Source organism: Rheinheimera pacifica, assembly GCF_900108485.1.
Taxonomy (GTDB): Bacteria; Pseudomonadota; Gammaproteobacteria; order Enterobacterales; family Alteromonadaceae; genus Alishewanella; species Alishewanella pacifica.
On record NZ_FNXF01000001.1, the window covers coordinates 206,517 to 222,975 of the forward strand.

Here is a 16,459-nt window from a genome sequence, read left to right on the forward strand (position 1 = left end):
TTGCTTCGCGTTTAATCAGCTTTTTTGCTGCAGTAAATAATCCAGCGCGCCAATAATAGCGGCTACCTGGGCCTGAATACATTGCTCCGGCGTGGTGCTTGGGCTGTCCGGGTACACTTCTGTAGTGCTAACCAGCGGTGCATCGGTTACGCTGCCACATAAACCCAGGCTGGCTTTGGCATAGTTAATTACGCCAAATTGAGCAATTTTCTCGCCAATTAACTCGCCGTTTTCACCAGCTTCGGCGATATGCGTCACCTTAGCTACGCTGTCGATAATAGCTTTCTGCAACGCCGGGCAGGGGTGTTCGGTGTCATCTACCGTGTAATAGCCATCGGGGATATTCCAGTTTTTGTTCACCGTGCCATCGCGTGCCGCTTTGGCAGGGCGAAACTCGCTGTTATCCGAGTCTGTAGTTTCGTGGAGGTCAATATGCAGCGCAAACGAGGTATTCAGACCAGCCAGATACTGCCTTACCTGTTGTGCTTCTGTTGCCTTGCCATCAGAACTAAAACTGCGGTTCGGATCTATCGCCTCGGGGTTCCAGCGGTTGATAGTTTCATAACCCCAGGGGCTGATACAGGGCAACACCAATACGTTTACTTTGTCGCTGTATGCTTTGGCCATGGTTTGTAAAAACCGCAGTGCACCATGCACTCCACTGGTTTCATAACCATGCACACCACCGCTTACTAAAATAGTGGGTTTATCGCTTTGCCAGTTGCGGCTTTTTACCGCATACAGCGGGTAGGTTTTGCCGCAAACCTGCTGATAATTCAGCTCGCCGTATTGCTCAATATCAAACTCAGTTTGCAGTGCTTCTATAGCCGGTAATACCTCGTCGAAGAAACTGCGTTTTATCTGTTGTTCGCTAAGCCACTGCGTTTTTTCTGCTTCGCCCCAGGGCTGACCGACAGTGCCAATATGGTAGATAGTGTTCATGCGTATTCCTGTAATAAAGGCCGCCAGCGGCAGCGTAAAACATGGCTCAACTATACCATTGATGCTGCCACAACGGCCATTACCGCTGCATTTAACTTGTTCAGAACGCCGTTTACCGCAGTATTAATATAGTTAGCTTGCTAAGTATATTGTCAGCCATATAATACTTAGCATGCTAACTAATTTATGGGCATGTAATGACTGAAATAACCAACTTAACCGAGATGAAAGCTATGCTCAAAGTGCCGCTGGGTAACCAGATTGGGCGGGTGCATCGCTTATGGCGCAGTGCTATTACTGCGTCGGTGCAATCGCTGGGTATGACCGAAGCGCGCTGGACAGCGATGTTGCACCTGAAAATGTTGGGCGAAGGCGCTACCCAACAAGCACTGGCGCAGGAGCTGGGTATCGAAATGCCGTCGCTAAGCCGTACCCTTAGCCAGCTGGTAGAGCAGGATATGCTGCAGCGCCAGCCACACCCTACCGATAAAAGAGCGCAGTGTTTGTATTTCACCGCAACCGGACAGCAGATGCTGGCGAAGCTGATTGAGCGCACTATGCAAATCCGCCAGGCGCTGTACCAGGATTTAACCCCGGCTGCGGTACAGCAGTTAATGCAGTCGTTAGACATTATGGAGCGTAACGCCCGTACTTTGCTGCTTGCTACCGCTACAGAGAATAAAGCATGACACCGGATCAGATTTTTAAACGCTGGGTGCAGGGCGCTTTAGCGGTATTTGTTATGGCCTTTGCCTATTTTATTTGTGCAGATATCTGGATGCCGCTAAGCACCCAGGCACGGGTAATGCACCCTGTGGTGGGCATAGCGCCCGACGTGAGCGGCCAGGTAACGCAAGTGCTGGTGCAAAACAACCAGCCGGTAAAAGCCGGTGATACGTTGTTTACGTTGGATCAGCGCGCTTACGTGCTGGCGGTAGACAAAGCCGAACTGGCGCTGGAAGCGGCAAAGCAGGAAAACGCCCAACTGGAGGCCGCTATTGCCGCAGCCCGCGCCAGTGTAACGGCGTATCAGGCCAGCGCCGATGAACTGGCGTTGGAAGTAAAGCGGCTGGGGCAGCTTATTGGCAGCAAAAGCGTATCGCAGCAGTTAGTTGATCAAACCCGGGCCAATTACACCGGTGCTTTGGCACAGGTAGAGGCCGCTAAAGCCCAGGTAAACGAGCTGATGGTACGCCGCGGGGCCAGCGGTGATGACAACCTGTTGCTGCGCCAGGCCTGCAATAATTTAGCCAATGCCAGGCTAAACCTGCAGTACACCGCTGTGCAGGCCAAAGTAGATGGCGTTATAAGCAACCTGCAACTGGTACCCGGCAACTATGCCACTGCCGGTAAAGCGCTGGCTGCGCTGGTGGCAGCGAAAGCCGATATTATTGCCGATTTTCGTGAAAAATCGCTGATGAAGGTTAGCGTTGGTACTACGGCCAGCGTCATGTTTGACAGCTTGCCAGGCCAGGTGTTTGCGGCCACGGTAGCGTCGGTTGATGCCGGGGTTAAAGACGGCCAGTTGCCGGCCGATGGCAGCCTGGCTAACCCGGAAAGTTCTGATCGCTGGGTGCGCGATGCCCAGTATCTGCGTTTGCATCTGGCATTAAAGGATAATGATCAGGTGCTGGCAGCTTTACCCAGCGGCGCACGTGCCACGGTGCAGTTGTATCCTGTAAGCGGCCCGGCCCGCTGGTTGGGGCAGGTGCAGGCGCGGTTTATCAGCCTGCTGCATTATATCTATTAAGGTAGCGCTATGTCTTCGCCCCTGAGCATTACGCCACAAAAATTACAGTTAAGCAGTAACGATCTGCGCCAGTGTTTGCGTATTGCGTTTGCCGGTACTTTGGGTTTTGTGCTGTGCAAGCTAATGGGCTGGAGTTACGGTACTTTTTTTGTCGTTAACCCCATGTTATTGCTGGGGCTGGTACCGGTGCTTAATGCCCATATACTGCGCCAGTTTATTGCCAGTACGTTGTTTGTCAGTATCAGCATTTTGATATTGCAGGGCCTGTTTGGTGACAAACCACTGGCGATGACACTGCTGGTTATTTTGCAGTTTGGCTTTTTATTTCGCTGCATGACACGTGGCGTCAATTTTCTGTTTGGCGCCATGACCATGGTGGGCTTATCCATGCAGCTGCACTTTGCCAGTTATCCGGCGCCTGTTACCCAGGTCAGCGATATTGTGATGTCTAACCTGGTGGCCGGTGCTGTTACGCTGTTTATTACCTTTTTAATGTATACCCTGTTTCCGGACACCACACCACGGCAAGGGCGGCAGCTGCCGGTTAAACCGCTAAGTAACCAGCGCCATGAGGTGATCCTGGCTACCACTGTGGCGACCTTATCGTTTTTGGTATTTCAAAGCTTTGATCTGGTTGATTCACTGTCAGCGCAGGTGGCATCGGTGCTGGTATTGTTTCCGCTGAACTGGCACGGTGCCGGTAAAGCCGGCTGGAACCGGGCAATCGGCACTTTAGTGGGCTGTAATGTTGGGTTGTTGATCCAACTGCTGCTGTATAACCATGCCGGCGTGCTGCTGTTTGTCGCGTTGGCAATGTGGCTAAGCATCATGCTGTTTGCCCGGCATCATATGTTTGAAGGCGGCCAGGCCGGTGCCGGTTTTGGCGCTATGACCACAATGGGCATTTTATTTGGCCAGTATCTTACGCCAGAAAAAGATCTGGTATACAGCGCGCTGTATCGCTTTAGCTCGGTGGCTATTTCAGTGATCTGTACCTTAATTGCTGTGTATCTTATGCACCAGTTACTCAACCGCTTTAGCGCTACGCGGCTGCAAACATAGCGGTTTATGGGCTGACGCTATAAAGCAAAAAGACCCCGGGCGGGGTCTTTTCTGCGGGCTGTTTACTTATTTCAGATGGTCCTTCAGCTCGCGGCCGGCCTGGTCTAAGGCGTCCTGCACTGCCGGTACGTCGCTTAACACATTCAGCAAGCCAAAGTCGTGGATCATGCCGTTGTAGCGCACTGTAGTTACGGTTACCCCGGCGGCATTCAGGTGGCGGCCATAAGCTTCGCCTTCATCACGCAGCACGTCCATTTCAGCCGTTTGGATTAACGCCGGTGGTAAGCCCTTTAACTGCTCAGGGGTAGCACGCAGTGGCGAAGCGTAAATGTCGTTGCGCTGCTCCTGGCTGGTGGTGTAGTTATCCCAAAACCACTGCATCATATTACGGGTTAAAAAGTGGCCCTCAGCATAAGTTTGATACGAGGTATTGTTAAAGCTGGCATCGGTTACCGGCCACAGCAGCAACTGGAACTTCAGCGCCGGGGTGCCGGCTTCTTTAGCTTTTAACGCCACTACTGCGGCCATGTTACCACCAACGCTGTTACCGGCTACCGCTAAACGGCTGCCATCAACGCCAATCTCTTTACCATGTTGTGCCACCCATTTGGTTGCTGCATACGCCTGGTTAATCGCCGTTGGGTATTTGGCTTCCGGTGATGGCGTGTAATCAACATACACTGCTACGGCACCTGAGCGCTGTACTAAGTCACGGATTAAACGCTCGTGAGTAGGAAAATCCCCCAACACCCAGCCACCACCGTGGAAGAACATAAAGGCCGGTAACGTACCTTTAGCTCCCTGTGGTTTTACAATCACCAGTTTTATGCTCTGGCCATCTACATTAATGGTTTTTTCGCTGACATTGGCTGCCGACAAAGTAGCGCCTTGTTGCGCCCCCACCAGCACAGCACGGGCATCGGCTACGGATAATTGCTCCAGTGGCTTACCGCCGCCCTGGGCTAACGCATTTAAAAAGCCCTGGGTCTGGGTTTCAACACCCGGTGAACCAGCTGCAAACGCATTGCCGATACTTAAGGCTAACAGGCTGGCTGTGATAACTGTATTTAATGTTTTCATGGTAGTGTCCTCAATCTATTCAGTTCGTTTAACGTTAATATCGGTTCAGTGTGCCGTAGTTAGTGGCGGTTATTTCGTGGTGGCCGTGGCTGCTTCAATAATCAGCGCGGCGACTTTATCGGGATGAGATGTCATTACCACATGAGACGCATCCGGCACTTCAACAATTTTTTTCGCCTTAGCACGCTGTGCCATAAATTTCATTGCAACCGCCGGAATATTCTTGTCGGCAGTGCCATAAATAGCCCATGACGGTATTGTGTGCCACGCAGGTTGGCCGGCGGGCTCTGTTAATGCCAATTCAGTAATAGGGCGCTGGGTAGCGGCCATCAGTACGGCGTCGGCCGCCGGTACATCGGCAGCAAACTGCTTACCGAATTTGTCTTGTTGGATGTATAAGTCTTTATTGCCATCTTTAAGCACTACCGGCGCTGCCAGTGTCGGGCCTAACGTGCTGCCCGGGTAACGGCCAGACAATTCCAGTACCGTTTCGCCTTGCTCCGGGGCAAAGGCAGCAACATATACCAGGGCGGTAATATTAGTGTTGTCCTTTACAGCGTTGCTGATTACCGCACCACCGTACGAGTGGCCAACCAGTACAACCGGGCCGCGGGTTTGTTTTACCAGGTCGGCAACGTAATCTGCATCGCCACTTAAACTGCGCAGCGGGTTAGCAACAGCAACCACCGGGTAGCCTTGTTGCAGCAGGTTAGCGGCTACGCCGTTCCAGCTGGACGATTCAGCAAAGGCGCCATGTACCAGCACGACAGTGGGTTTGTCTGCGGCAAAGGCAAAGGCGGCACTGCTTAATGTTAAAGCTGTAGTAGCAACAGCAGCGGCGATGTGGCGAAATTTGAACTTAGTCATAATGTATTCCTTTTCAGTTAATAGTGTTTTCGTTGGTTAACGTCATGCCTAAAGTGGCGTACTGCTTAGCTTCAATTCAGTTGCAAGCGTTGGGAGTATATTAGGCGGTTAATCTTGTCTTTTGGCGTCATATTGTCTAAATTATGATGCAGATAGTCTAAATGGAGGTGATATGGACAGGCTTTCAACCTTATTGGCGCAATTTGGTATGCACGCCACAACCTTTTATGCCGGCACTTTTAGCGGGGAACTGGCCTATGACGCACAGGAGCGTAGTGGCAAGTTGCATCTGGTTAATACCGGCAAGGCCCGCTTACATATAGCAAAGCAGGAGATTGTTATCAGCCAGCCGAGTCTGCTGTTTATTCCCCGGCCCTGTAAACACCAGTTAAGTGCATCGGTGACAGACAATACCCAGCTGGTCAGTGCGGCGGTAAGTTTCGATGGTGGCCTGGATAACCCGTTAACCACGGCCTTACCCGATTATATGTTGCTGCCTGTCAGTGAGTTACCCATTCTTAGCGACAGCGTATTGTGGTTATTCAGCGAAGCCGCAGAGCAAAACTGCGGTAAAAATGCGGTGTTAAACCGGCTGTTTGAACTGGTGATGATCCAGTTGCTACGCCATGTTATGGCCAATAGCAGCATGTCATCCGGTATGATGGCTGGCTTAGCTGATTTACGTTTAGCCCGCGCGGTTACCCTAATGCACGACCAGCCGGCCAAGCCCTGGTCGGTGGGCGAACTGGCCAGTGCGGCCAGTATGTCGCGCGCCAGCTTTGCGGCGCAGTTTCATAAAGTGGTAGGTAAAACCCCGGCCGACTACCTGCTAAGCTGGCGCGTTAGCCTGACACAAAAGCGCCTGCGCGAAGGCCGGCCCATTGCGCTGATTGCCGATGAAGTGGGCTACGAAAGCCCGTCCGCACTGGCACGGGCATTCAGGCGTAAAACCGGCGCCAGCCCCAGAGAGTGGCTGCAACAGCAATAGTGCGGCGTGGCAGTTAGTTAAAGTCTTGATCCGGTATTTCCGGCTCAGTTAAAAGCGCCAGCAATTGCAATGACTCCTGCCAGCCGGCATAGCAAAACTCCAGCGGTATTGCCTCGGGTATACCGCTTTGCTCAATATTCAGTTCAGTGCCGCACAGTACCGGCTTTAACCGGATAGTAACCAGCATCTGGCCGGGCAGGCTTGGGTCATCAAACTGGTCGTTATAGCGGATCAGCTCGTTTGGTTTTAGCTCAAGATAAGTGCCACCAAAGCTGTGGCTCTGGCCGGTATTAAAGTTAGTAAAGCTCATTTTGTAACCGCCGCCCACCCGCGCATCCATGCTATGCACCTTGCCGGTAAAACCATGCGGCGGGCACCATTTTGCCAGCGCATCGGCATCTAAAAAGGCGCGGTACAACCGCTCTGGTGTGGTTTTTATAACCCGGTGCAGTATTACGGTATTGCCTGACATAATTAACCCCCTGTGTTAAACGCATTAGTTTGACGTATCACAGCTTAGTCGAAGCAGCAGGCATGAATTCGACAGCGTAGTGGATTTTTTCATGTCTCAATATTTTGCATTTCCGCTCAGTAAAATTATACTTGTACTTATATGTGTGGTTGGAGGTGGCTATGGCGCAAATTACTATTTATCTGGATGACGAGTTAATCCAGCAGGTGAAACAATCTGCCGCTGAGGCGAAGGTATCGCAAAGCCAATGGATTGCTGATCTCATTCGACAGCATTGCCATACTGACTGGCCCTTATCTGTGCGGGAGATGGCAGGCAGCTGGCAGGTGTTTCCGCAGCAGGAAGAGACCCGCGCAGAACAAGGCAAAGACATTCCGCGAGAGCCTCTATGAAATATGCGCTGGATACCAACACACTGATTTACTTTTTTAAAGGAATGGGTAAGGTTGAGCAAAAACTGTTAGCAAAGGCCCCAAGCGATATTTTATTACCCGCGGTGGTATTGTTTGAACTTGAAACAGGTATTGCTAAATCGCAGGCTCCGGCTAAAAGACGTGATCAACTTAATGAGCTATTAAAAGTTATTCAAATTATCCCTTTTGATGCTAAAGCAGCCCGTATTGCAGCGGATGTGCGCGCCGATTTAGAACAGCAGGGCCGAATGATAGGCCCGCTGGATAACCTTATTGCCGCCAGCGCAAAAGCTTCAGGGGCAATACTTGTTACGCGCAATACCAGTGAATTCTCCCGAGCTTCTGGACTGATTGTAGAGAATTGGTTTGAATAACTCTGATAGGCTAATTTAATTTTTTGGATAATTTTATCTGTTTATCGAGAGCTTCTCTAATTTTGGACTCAGATATCAAAATCTCATTTCTTATTAGGATGTCCATCCATATTCCTTGAATAGTGGTGATGTTCTGAGTTTATTTTTGTTAAATGCTCTTAGCTATCAACTCGGCCTTGAGTAATCCGCCTTTGGTTAGCAGCTTGGCTGAGAAGTTGGGGCGGCGTTTGGCTTTGTAAGCATCATAAATTTGCTTTAAGCCCTCTGCTGTTAGCAGAGAAATATTCACTTCGGTATCCATCTCTGCTGACTCGATAAAATCCTGAGAAAAACTTGGCGCGATGATCAGCACTTGTGCCACACGCTTGCCCTGATTTTCACAGCGATTTACATACGCTTTGATTTGTCTGGATGTTGTGGAATATTTGGCGAAGTCGCCATTTTTGCAAGTTTTTGCTTCGCCGATAATAATGTCATCGTCGCTAATAGAAATAATAATGTCGGCTTTATCTTTCGATGTGTTAATTGATTTTCGCAGCTCTTCATCAACGACCAGATCAAGCTGCTCCAGAATCGTTTTCGTTGCTTCTTCAAATTTCACACCAACGTCAGTTTCATTAATTTCAATGCCAACAGCTTTAAGCGTAAGCAGGTCGCGCTTAGCCAGCGCGGCATAATTTTCGATCAGTTTATCGTTGGCGTTGGCAAAGGCTTCCAGAATATTGGACCTCGGATTGCCTTTTTTCGGTAACTTCAGATTGTCTCGTAACTCCTTTACTTCGTCATTAGTCAGCAGGTACAGCACATCGTGTGGTGTGATACTAAGAGCCCTTAGCCGCTCGACATTGATCTCCTCGTTTTCCTCCAGTTCATACTCTTGCCTGATACGCTGAGTTAGTGTTTCCGGGTTACCGGCGGCATCCAGCCCCTGGAAGTTCTGCACAAGAGAGTCGAACATCTCTTTATAACCGGTTGCGCTAATGGCATCAAATTCACGGTCGGCAGCGGTATTCAGACTTGCCAGAATCACGTCGATACGTTCATCCAGTGTGAAGCCGATTCTTTCTGCGTCGATATCTAAATCCGCTATTAACTGCTTCAAACGCTCCTTACGTTTATTCTGGTTGTCAGCGTCGTCATATAGATCACGCGATAGCATATCCCTCACAGCGATGCCGGAATGCAGAATAGTACTGATTTTTTCGCCCCGGCTAACGCCACGGATCCGTTTGCCGTAGCTTTTTAAAATGTTAGATAGTTCCGCATCAGACAGTACTCGCAAGATCCGCAGCAAGTGTTTATCGGCAAGCTCTTTGCCCTGAATTTGATTTAGCACGGCTACCACTTCGTCGGGGATAAGGACTTCCGAGCTTTTGCGATTTATGAATATGACACCCATATCACGTAGTTCCTGTAAGCAGTTGTCCACGGTCTGCTTGCCAGCTTTGATTGGCTCTGACAGGTGCTCAATAGCAACCAGTTCATCATGGGAGATTTTCAGGTGATGTGCCAAAACATTCAGAATACTGCGCTCATCATCCGTGATATTGGCTTGACGATTAATTTTCTCATCGTTTTTATAGGCGATATTCAGGCAATCGCGGAAAATCTTTAATCGATGGGCATGACCGTAGTCCTCGGCCAGATTACTCTCGATATCCACCTGAATTTGCCGTGCCAGCGTATCTAATGTTTCCCACTCGCGGGCGTAAAGTTGTTCAATCCAAGAAATACGCGCAATACCATTGCCATCACGGGTAAGGATATTTACCAGTAAGGCCATCGAAGCATCACATAGCGCCAACTTCTCACGAATAGAATATTGGTATTGTGCCGAAACGGCATTAAATAGCTGCGTAATTTCACTGCCGGACGCATCTTTAATTTGGCGATTTACTTTGTTCAGCGCTTTTGAAATGACTTCATCATTGGTCGCGGCAGATGAGCATAGTTTATCCAGGCACGTAATAAACTTGGATTTTTCTATTTGGTTTAGTACAGACAGGATATGGTTAAGCTTCATAAGACTTCCTTTTCTTGTTGTTTTGCCAAATGAAGAGCTTCTTTCAAAAGTAATTGAAGTTCTTGTATTTATTTAGTTGTATCGAGTACCCAATCTAGAACATAACCTGTAGATGCGCAACTTTGGGTAGTATGAGCAACTGGTAAACAGCATTTATATGCGGGGCTGCAATTTTTGTGTTCAACGATATTGCGCAAGCTCTTCCTGAATTTGCATAAACTCGTGGCGAGTGTTGGGTTGCAGCTCGCTTAGTGATCTGGCGATATTCACCTGCATGGTTACTTGCGCGACTTCTGCAATTTCTGTTGGTACTGTTTTATTTTGCTGTTTGGCAAACCAGTTAAGCACCTTGGCCAAATGCCAGATACTGCTGCTGCCGCTGTGCAGTGGAGCAGGAAAGCTTTGAGTATGATTTAGCATAAGTTTACGCATATTTTGCCGGCTAAAGCCGAGTAGATCGGCGATGTCGCTTAAGCCAACTAAATCAGGTGTGGCTTCAATTATGGCTGCGTTTGGAATGGCAGTTTTAATGTCTTTAATCGCAGAGGTTATCGCAGCAAAAGCACTGCTTGCTTCGCGGCTAAATTGCAGCGCGATACGGCCTTGCTGGCCGATACCAATGAGGGCGTCGTCACAGCCTGCCTGTGCCAACTGCTCGATGTAATTTGCTGGATCCTTATTAGCATCGGGCAATGCAAACTTTAAGGTAAACTCATATAATGTCATCTGCTTAATCTTCAAAGTTTTGGGTTCGTTGTGCGGTGCAGTTATCTACCACCCGTTTAACTTGCCTGGCATGGTTAGCTGGATTTTTGGGTGTACTCCAGATGCTGGCAATACAAAATTCACCACAGCGGCAGTTGGTGTCGTTATAAGGGCAATACATTCGCCCCCAGGCATGGCTGCCCCCTACATCAATAAACCAGCCGTGCTGTTCTGCATATTGCAAAGCGTCTTCAATGTCTTTTTTAGGATGCTTTTTCCGTGGCACGTGTAATCCTCGTTGATTCTAGTTACGTACACTTTGGTTGTCAAGTGACAGCCAAAGTGAGGCGCTGTTGCCGTGTATTTTTGTTAATTTAAATTTATTAAATTGTATTGGTGTTTGCTGTGTGTAGATTGGCAGCGCTGTGAGCATGTGCAATGAACTACCTGATCAACTGCGCTAAGTTGACTAAAAACCCTGCCTAACCCTATTGCTGGCACTGATACAACCAGCCAGAATAGCGCTACTTTGCTGTTGAGGTGGTTATGGTTAATCTGGCGCTGATGGGGGCTTTTATTCCGACATTTTTATTTGTGTCGGTAACACCGGGTATGTGTATGACACTGGCGATGACCTTGGGTATGAGCCAGGGCGTGCGGCGTACTTTTTGGATGATGTGGGGCGAAATGCTTGGTGTGGCACTGGTAGCGGTGCTGGCCGTATGCGGTGTGGCGGCGGTAATGCTGCAGTTTCCTGGGGTTTTTCAGTGGTTTAAAGTTATTGGTGCTTGTTACCTTGGCTATATTGGCCTGCAAATGTGGCGCGCTAAGGGCAAGCTGGCGTTGCCTAAACCGGGCGAGTTGCCGCCACTGATGGCGCGGCGTACATTATTTAGCCAGGGTTTTATTACAGCGGTGTCTAACCCCAAAGGTTGGGCATTTCATATGGCGCTGTTGCCGCCGTTTATTGATACTCAACTGGCATTCTGGCCGCAGTTGTTAGTGCTGGTGGCTATTATTGTGCTGCTGGAGTTTTTATCTATGCTGCTATATGCCAGTGGCGGTAAAGCACTGGCGCTGTTTTTTGGCAAGGCAAACCGGGTGCAGTATTTAAACCGCATTGGCGCCAGCCTGATGTTTGGCGTGGCGCTGTGGATGTTGCTGGGTTAGCGCTTTAATGTGCCTGGCGCTTTAGCGCTGCCCAAACCGCCACTGAGTACAAGTTGCAGCGCTTCAGCGGGTTTCATGTCAATATTTCGCGTGCAGCTGCGGGGTATGATAATGGTATAGCCGCCGACGTTGTAAGCCATTGGAATAAATACCGCCAGTTGATCTTCCTGCATCAGCGACGACATTCGATCATGCGGCTGGCCGCCTTGCTTGGTAACAATACCAATTAACTCAATTTCGGACGAAGGTAGCTTAACCATCACCACCGAGCCATCGGTAAAGTTTTTGCCGGCCATTACGTCAATAATATCCTGCAGCATGCCATACACCTGCTTGGTGCCGGGCAGCTTCATTAAAATTTTGCCGGGCACCTGCCATAGCCAGTTAAAGCTTGGCCAGCGTGAACTGTAGCCAATGGCAGTGCATACCAGTAAAAACCCCAGTATTGCCATACCCGGCAGGTACCATTCACCCGGCAATACCACTTGCAACACCGGGTTTAATACTGTTTCAACCGTTAACAGCAGCCAGCGCAACAGCTCGATAGTGATAACCAGTGGCAGAACAATTGCCAGGCCTTTAAATAAACTTTTAACAATGATTTTCATCAGGTTCTTATCAGGTTTTAGTAGTGCAGCTAAACAACATGGTTGCAGCATAACAGTTATGCAAAGCGCTGCGCCAGCACGGGTATTATCGGGGTGTATAACCCGTGGCCAGTTTATCCAGTGTTACCTCGCCAAAGCGTTGCAGCACCAGCGCTTCTGCTTCTTGTAATACATCGTCAATTGCCAGGTTTACCGCTTTTTCTATCGGGCAATTATTGTGCTCGTCGGTTAAACCAATGGTAAATAACGAGCTTTCACTTAGCGAACGGTGAATATCCAGCAGCGTGATCTCGTGTAGCGGTTTGGCTAACGTCCAGCCGCCGCCATGGCCTTTTACGGCGCTGACGTAGCCCTGCTCGCGCAGCAAAGACATAGTGCGGCGCACCACTACCGGGTTGGTGTGCAGCATTAGCGCCAGCTGGTCTGACGTAACGGCTTGTTGCAGCTGATGCAGATGCACCAGTACATGCAGCATGCGCGATAAACGGCTGTCTTTTCTCATTAGTTACTCTTTAAGCGCTGTAGTGGCGGCTATTCTACCGCAGTTTTAAGACACTTTTTATGTTACAAGAGTTGTTTTTGTATTTTATGTAACTTATGATGTTTCTTAAGGCGGCGGTTGAACGCATTAGCTGTTTAATACATCCGCTGTTTCATACAAAAGTGAGGTACTCAAATGATATGGGATGCAATAGTGATAGGTGGCAGTTTTGCCGGGCTTTCGGCGGCTATGCAACTGGCACGCGGCCAGCGCCAGGTGTTACTGATTGATGCCGGTGAGCCGCGTAACCGCTTTGCGGCGCAGGCGCATGGTTTTTTTGCCGCCGATGGTGCTGAACCCGGTGAGTTACGCTGCCGGGCCTGGCAACAACTTATGGCCTACCCAACAGTGCAATTCCGGCAAAGCCGGGTTAGCAGTGCGCAAAAGCTGGCCGACGGCACCTTCTGTATCAGTGATGAAACAGAGCAGCTATATCACAGCAAGGCGCTGATCCTGGCCACCGGGCTTACCGACACTTTGCCGGATATACCGGGTTTGGCGCCGCGCTGGGGCAAATCGGTGATCCATTGCCCGTATTGCCACGGTTATGAATTTCGTCAGCAACCTATAGCGGTAATTGCCACCGGCGAGGCGTCAGTGCATCAGGCGGCGATATTGCCTGACTGGGGCCCGGTAACCTATTTTAGCCAGGGTAAGTTTATGCCGGATGCGGAGCAGCTGACAGTGTTACAACGGCGCGGCGTAACACTGGAGCACACTGCCGTAACGGCGGTAGAAGGCGAAGGCTTTGATATCAGCTATATGCTGTTGGCAGATGGCCGCCATGTGCCGGCAAAAGTGGTGTATGTGGCACCGAAAACGGCCTTTGGCCATACGTTGGCGCAGCAACTGGGCTGTGAGCTGGAGCAAGGGCCGGTGGGCGCTTACATTAAAACTGATGCCATGCAGCTAAGTTCGGTAAGCGGTTTGTTTGCCGCCGGTGATATGGCCAGCCCGATGCATAACGGTATGCTGGCCGCAGCGGCCGGGGTTAAAGCCGGTGCGGCGGCACATCGTTATCTGATGCTGGGCTAAGTTAGCTGCATTTTAGCGCTGGCGGGTTACCTGTTTTCCAGCCGGTTGTAGTCCAGCCAGCCGCTGTCTACCGGGTGTTGGCGCATAAACTGCTGGTTGACCTTATCACTAAAGGCCCAAAAATCGGCTGCGCTGCGCCGCACGCCGAAGTTATCCAGCAGTCTGGCATAATCTTGCTCGCTGCTTATTTGCTGCGCCTGCGCCACCAGTTTGGCTAAATCAGCTTCTTTTACCCGCCAGAATGCATTCGGGTAACTGCCCAGCAGGCCGTACACCAGGGTCATATTGTCCTGCGCCGGGTTGCGGTTGTGTTCTTCCGCAAACAAGCTGTTAACGTTGTAATGTGCGCTGTTGCGGATCAAGGTAAACAGCTCCGGCGTGGCACCATTTTCCGGTTCGAGCATTATCATGGTTAATTCCGGCAAAATGGCTGCGCCGTGGCCGCTGATTTTACCCAGCTGTGCCAGCAGTGCTTTGCTGTTAGCAGCCAGCTTGCTGTTATGCAGCTGATAGCGCTGCGGTTGTACGTCTGCCAGATGCTGCTGCAATAACTGATAAAGTTCAGCCTTAGGGTTGTCAGTGTTATAACTGATACCGCTTGGCTGGTGAAAGGGGTTGATATCGCCTTCGATAAATTTAGTCAGCTCAGGGCCGGATTTTTGATACCAGTCGTTAAATTCACGCCGCCGCACATCCGGCGGCAGCAAGGCGAGAAAGTTAGACTCGCCCTCCATGCGCAAAAAGTCCATATACAGCCGTGTCATTAACTGGTGGCCATAGTTACCGTACACATCAAAACCGGCTACCAGCAGGTAGTGAATGCGCTCCAGCAAGGCGTAATCTATCACCCAGGCGGTTTTCGGTGGTTGGCCCTGCAGGCCTTTTACCACGGTAGCGTTATCAAAGTGGCGAAATACTGTCAGGCTGGCATTGTGGTTATTACCGTTGCCATTCCAGATACCGTCGGTGGTAAGGTGCTGGCCATCTTTTAAAGCGTTGTTCATAAAATCGCTGCGGGCACGTAAATAATTACCCTGGCGCTTGGCAAAGGCCACCCAGCTCAATGCCCTGGCAGTGCTTTCTTTTTCCGCCGGTAGCCGCAAGTTATCCTGTTGCGACAAATAAAACGCTTCTACTTCAGCCGCGCCTGCCAGCTCTGGCGCAACAAAATACACCCAAAAGTGGTCGTTAATCACATTTAATGCTACCTGGCCACGGCACACCGGGCCTTTGATATAACCCATAATGGTGTTTTCGGCGCGCTCCAGCATAAAGCGGTAGCGCGCATTAACCGGCAGTTGCACAAAGGCGGTAAGCGGGTTGGCGGCTACCTCCGGTTGGTAACCCGGCAATTTGCTCACCTGATAGTCGGCCTCAACAAACCATTGCTGCCATTTGGCCAGCAAATCAGCGTTAATGTCATAGGGTTGATGGGTTTTATTCACGATGGTGGCGTGTATCGGTTGCAGCCGGTAATACACCCGGCTTACGCCTGGATCATCAAACGGCCGGCGGCTGGCGATAACCTCAACCGGCTGGCCGGGCGGGGTTTTTGAACGTACCAGATTATAAAACTGCGGGGGTTGATGTTTTGCATGCAGCGCGCTGAAGTACAGCTGCGAGGTAAATAAATGCTCGTAAATATAGCGGGCGCTAAGCTGCATCTTCAGGTTATCGGCGTTAAGCCATTGCTCCAGCCTGGCTACTTCGGCCAGTTCGGCGTCTGGCAGCGCGCTGGCCTGCGGCATAGCGGCACCGCGTTTTAACCAATCAAGCAAGGCATCGTGTTCTGCACTGCTTAACCCGGGCAAACCGTAGGGCATGCCGGCATAAGGCTGGCTTTGGGCATAGTGGTCAAATTCTTCAATAGTGGGGCAGCTTTGGTTGCGATCGAGGCTGAAATCAAAAGGTTTAGGCAGAATATCGCCTGGTGGCAGCGGGTGCTGTTGCTTTAATAACAAAGTGCGTGCCAGTACCGAAGCCTGCGTATTAGCTTGCGGGCTTTGTTGGCGTTCATTTAATACCGGAAAAAAGCCGCGCTCACGCCATGCTGCGGTGCCAAATGCGTCGGTAAACAGCCGGTTGGGAGTGGCCGCCAGCAGCCGTGCGCCGTCGTACACCTTTTCTTTATGCGCGCCGCGCTCTATGCCATCGGCGGAGGCCATATTCAGCTGGCAGGGCGAGTCATAGCAGGCATGACATACCACGCAGCGGGCGTCGATAACCGGTTTAATATGCTTGTTGTAATGATCGCTCAGCAGATCGTCGCTGGCAGTTGCTGCGCGGTTAGTTACTGCGGCCTTGCCGTATTGTGCATCTAATTGCCGGCTGGCCAGCGCAGCGCAGCCAACACAAACGAGTAATAAAATAATAACCAGGGTTTTGCGTGATGTGGCTGTCAAATGCATGTTTTCTCCGCGGGGCCACGC

The 16,459-nt window shown here is 50.4% G+C and carries 18 protein-coding genes; 8 read left to right on the forward strand and 10 right to left on the reverse strand.

Annotation, left to right across the window (positions count from 1 at the left end; genetic code table 11):
* Positions 1-15 precede the first annotated feature (15 nt).
* Positions 16-942, reverse strand: coding sequence for a M14 family metallopeptidase (locus BLW68_RS00925; protein WP_092789226.1), 927 nt, complete (start codon positions 940-942; stop codon positions 16-18).
* 197 nt (positions 943-1,139) lie between these two features.
* Between BLW68_RS00925 and BLW68_RS00930 the strand changes: the two genes are divergently transcribed.
* The 3 genes from BLW68_RS00930 to BLW68_RS00940 are packed head-to-tail and all read left to right on the forward strand — an operon-like array spanning position 1,140 to position 3,754.
* Positions 1,140-1,631: a MarR family winged helix-turn-helix transcriptional regulator gene (locus BLW68_RS00930; protein WP_092789228.1), complete on the forward strand. Its 492-nt coding sequence runs from the start codon at positions 1,140-1,142 to the stop codon at positions 1,629-1,631.
* Positions 1,628-2,692 (forward strand): HlyD family secretion protein, encoded by a 1,065-nt coding sequence (locus tag BLW68_RS00935; RefSeq protein WP_092789230.1) that lies wholly within the window; start codon positions 1,628-1,630, stop codon positions 2,690-2,692. Before BLW68_RS00930 ends, BLW68_RS00935 begins: the two co-directional genes overlap by 4 nt.
* A 9-nt stretch (positions 2,693-2,701) precedes the next feature.
* Complete coding sequence (locus BLW68_RS00940; protein ID WP_092789232.1) at positions 2,702-3,754, forward strand: DUF2955 domain-containing protein; 1,053 nt, start codon at positions 2,702-2,704, stop codon at positions 3,752-3,754.
* A gap of 66 nt (positions 3,755-3,820) precedes the next feature.
* Here the strand turns inward: BLW68_RS00940 and BLW68_RS00945 are convergent, their stop codons facing one another.
* Complete coding sequence (locus BLW68_RS00945; RefSeq protein WP_092789235.1) at positions 3,821-4,834, reverse strand: alpha/beta hydrolase; 1,014 nt, start codon at positions 4,832-4,834, stop codon at positions 3,821-3,823.
* Positions 4,835-4,903: 69 nt separating this feature from the next.
* Positions 4,904-5,701 (reverse strand): alpha/beta fold hydrolase, encoded by a 798-nt coding sequence (locus tag BLW68_RS00950; protein ID WP_092789236.1) that lies wholly within the window; start codon positions 5,699-5,701, stop codon positions 4,904-4,906.
* Between the two features lie 172 nt (positions 5,702-5,873).
* Between BLW68_RS00950 and BLW68_RS00955 the strand changes: the two genes are divergently transcribed.
* Positions 5,874-6,689 carry an AraC family transcriptional regulator gene (locus BLW68_RS00955; protein ID WP_092789241.1) on the forward strand — a complete coding sequence of 272 codons (816 nt, stop codon included), beginning with the start codon at positions 5,874-5,876 and terminating at the stop codon, positions 6,687-6,689.
* Positions 6,690-6,702: 13 nt separating this feature from the next.
* Here BLW68_RS00955 and BLW68_RS00960 read toward each other — a convergent pair whose 3' ends face one another.
* Positions 6,703-7,161, reverse strand: coding sequence for an SRPBCC family protein (locus BLW68_RS00960; protein WP_092789243.1), 459 nt, complete (start codon positions 7,159-7,161; stop codon positions 6,703-6,705).
* 161 nt (positions 7,162-7,322) lie between these two features.
* On the opposite strand from BLW68_RS00960, the gene BLW68_RS00965 reads away from it, so the two are divergent.
* Together BLW68_RS00965 and BLW68_RS00970 are read left to right on the forward strand one after the other, a co-directional pair.
* A complete protein-coding gene (locus BLW68_RS00965) occupies positions 7,323-7,553 on the forward strand; it encodes a ribbon-helix-helix domain-containing protein (RefSeq protein ID WP_092789246.1) in 231 nt (76 codons plus the stop codon).
* Positions 7,550-7,948 carry a type II toxin-antitoxin system VapC family toxin gene (locus BLW68_RS00970; protein WP_092789250.1) on the forward strand — a complete coding sequence of 133 codons (399 nt, stop codon included), beginning with the start codon at positions 7,550-7,552 and terminating at the stop codon, positions 7,946-7,948. The genes BLW68_RS00965 and BLW68_RS00970 overlap by 4 nt, the downstream gene beginning before the upstream one ends.
* A 148-nt stretch (positions 7,949-8,096) precedes the next feature.
* Here the strand turns inward: BLW68_RS00970 and BLW68_RS00975 are convergent, their stop codons facing one another.
* From BLW68_RS00975 to BLW68_RS00985, 3 genes are all read right to left on the reverse strand, one after another.
* The gene (locus BLW68_RS00975) at positions 8,097-9,971 is read right to left on the reverse strand and encodes a hypothetical protein (RefSeq protein ID WP_092789252.1); all 1,875 of its coding nucleotides are present in this window, start codon (positions 9,969-9,971) and stop codon (positions 8,097-8,099) included.
* Positions 9,972-10,151: 180 nt separating this feature from the next.
* On the reverse strand, positions 10,152-10,697 hold the full coding sequence (locus BLW68_RS00980) for a helix-turn-helix transcriptional regulator (RefSeq protein ID WP_092789253.1): 546 nt from the start codon (positions 10,695-10,697) through the stop codon (positions 10,152-10,154).
* 4 nt (positions 10,698-10,701) lie between these two features.
* Entirely contained in the window at positions 10,702-10,962 is a 261-nt protein-coding gene (locus BLW68_RS00985) for a hypothetical protein (protein WP_092789255.1), read from the reverse strand.
* A 260-nt stretch (positions 10,963-11,222) separates the two neighbouring features.
* Here BLW68_RS00985 and BLW68_RS00990 point away from each other — a divergent pair, with 260 nt between their 5' ends.
* Positions 11,223-11,846, forward strand: coding sequence for a LysE family translocator (locus BLW68_RS00990; protein ID WP_092789257.1), 624 nt, complete (start codon positions 11,223-11,225; stop codon positions 11,844-11,846).
* Here BLW68_RS00990 and BLW68_RS00995 read toward each other — a convergent pair.
* The gene (locus tag BLW68_RS00995; protein ID WP_092789878.1) at positions 11,843-12,454 is read right to left on the reverse strand and encodes a DUF502 domain-containing protein; all 612 of its coding nucleotides are present in this window, start codon (positions 12,452-12,454) and stop codon (positions 11,843-11,845) included. The genes BLW68_RS00990 and BLW68_RS00995 overlap by 4 nt on opposite strands.
* A gap of 85 nt (positions 12,455-12,539) precedes the next feature.
* Positions 12,540-12,956, reverse strand: a complete 417-nt coding sequence (locus tag BLW68_RS01000) for an RrF2 family transcriptional regulator (protein WP_092789259.1) — start codon at positions 12,954-12,956, stop codon at positions 12,540-12,542.
* Between the two features lie 174 nt (positions 12,957-13,130).
* On the opposite strand from BLW68_RS01000, the gene BLW68_RS01005 reads away from it, so the two are divergent.
* Positions 13,131-14,030, forward strand: a complete 900-nt coding sequence (locus tag BLW68_RS01005) for an NAD(P)/FAD-dependent oxidoreductase (RefSeq protein ID WP_177172118.1) — start codon at positions 13,131-13,133, stop codon at positions 14,028-14,030.
* A gap of 26 nt (positions 14,031-14,056) precedes the next feature.
* Here the strand turns inward: BLW68_RS01005 and BLW68_RS01010 are convergent, their stop codons facing one another.
* Positions 14,057-16,438, reverse strand: coding sequence for a fatty acid cis/trans isomerase (locus BLW68_RS01010; RefSeq protein ID WP_092789882.1), 2,382 nt, complete (start codon positions 16,436-16,438; stop codon positions 14,057-14,059).
* Positions 16,439-16,459: the final 21 nt, after the last annotated feature.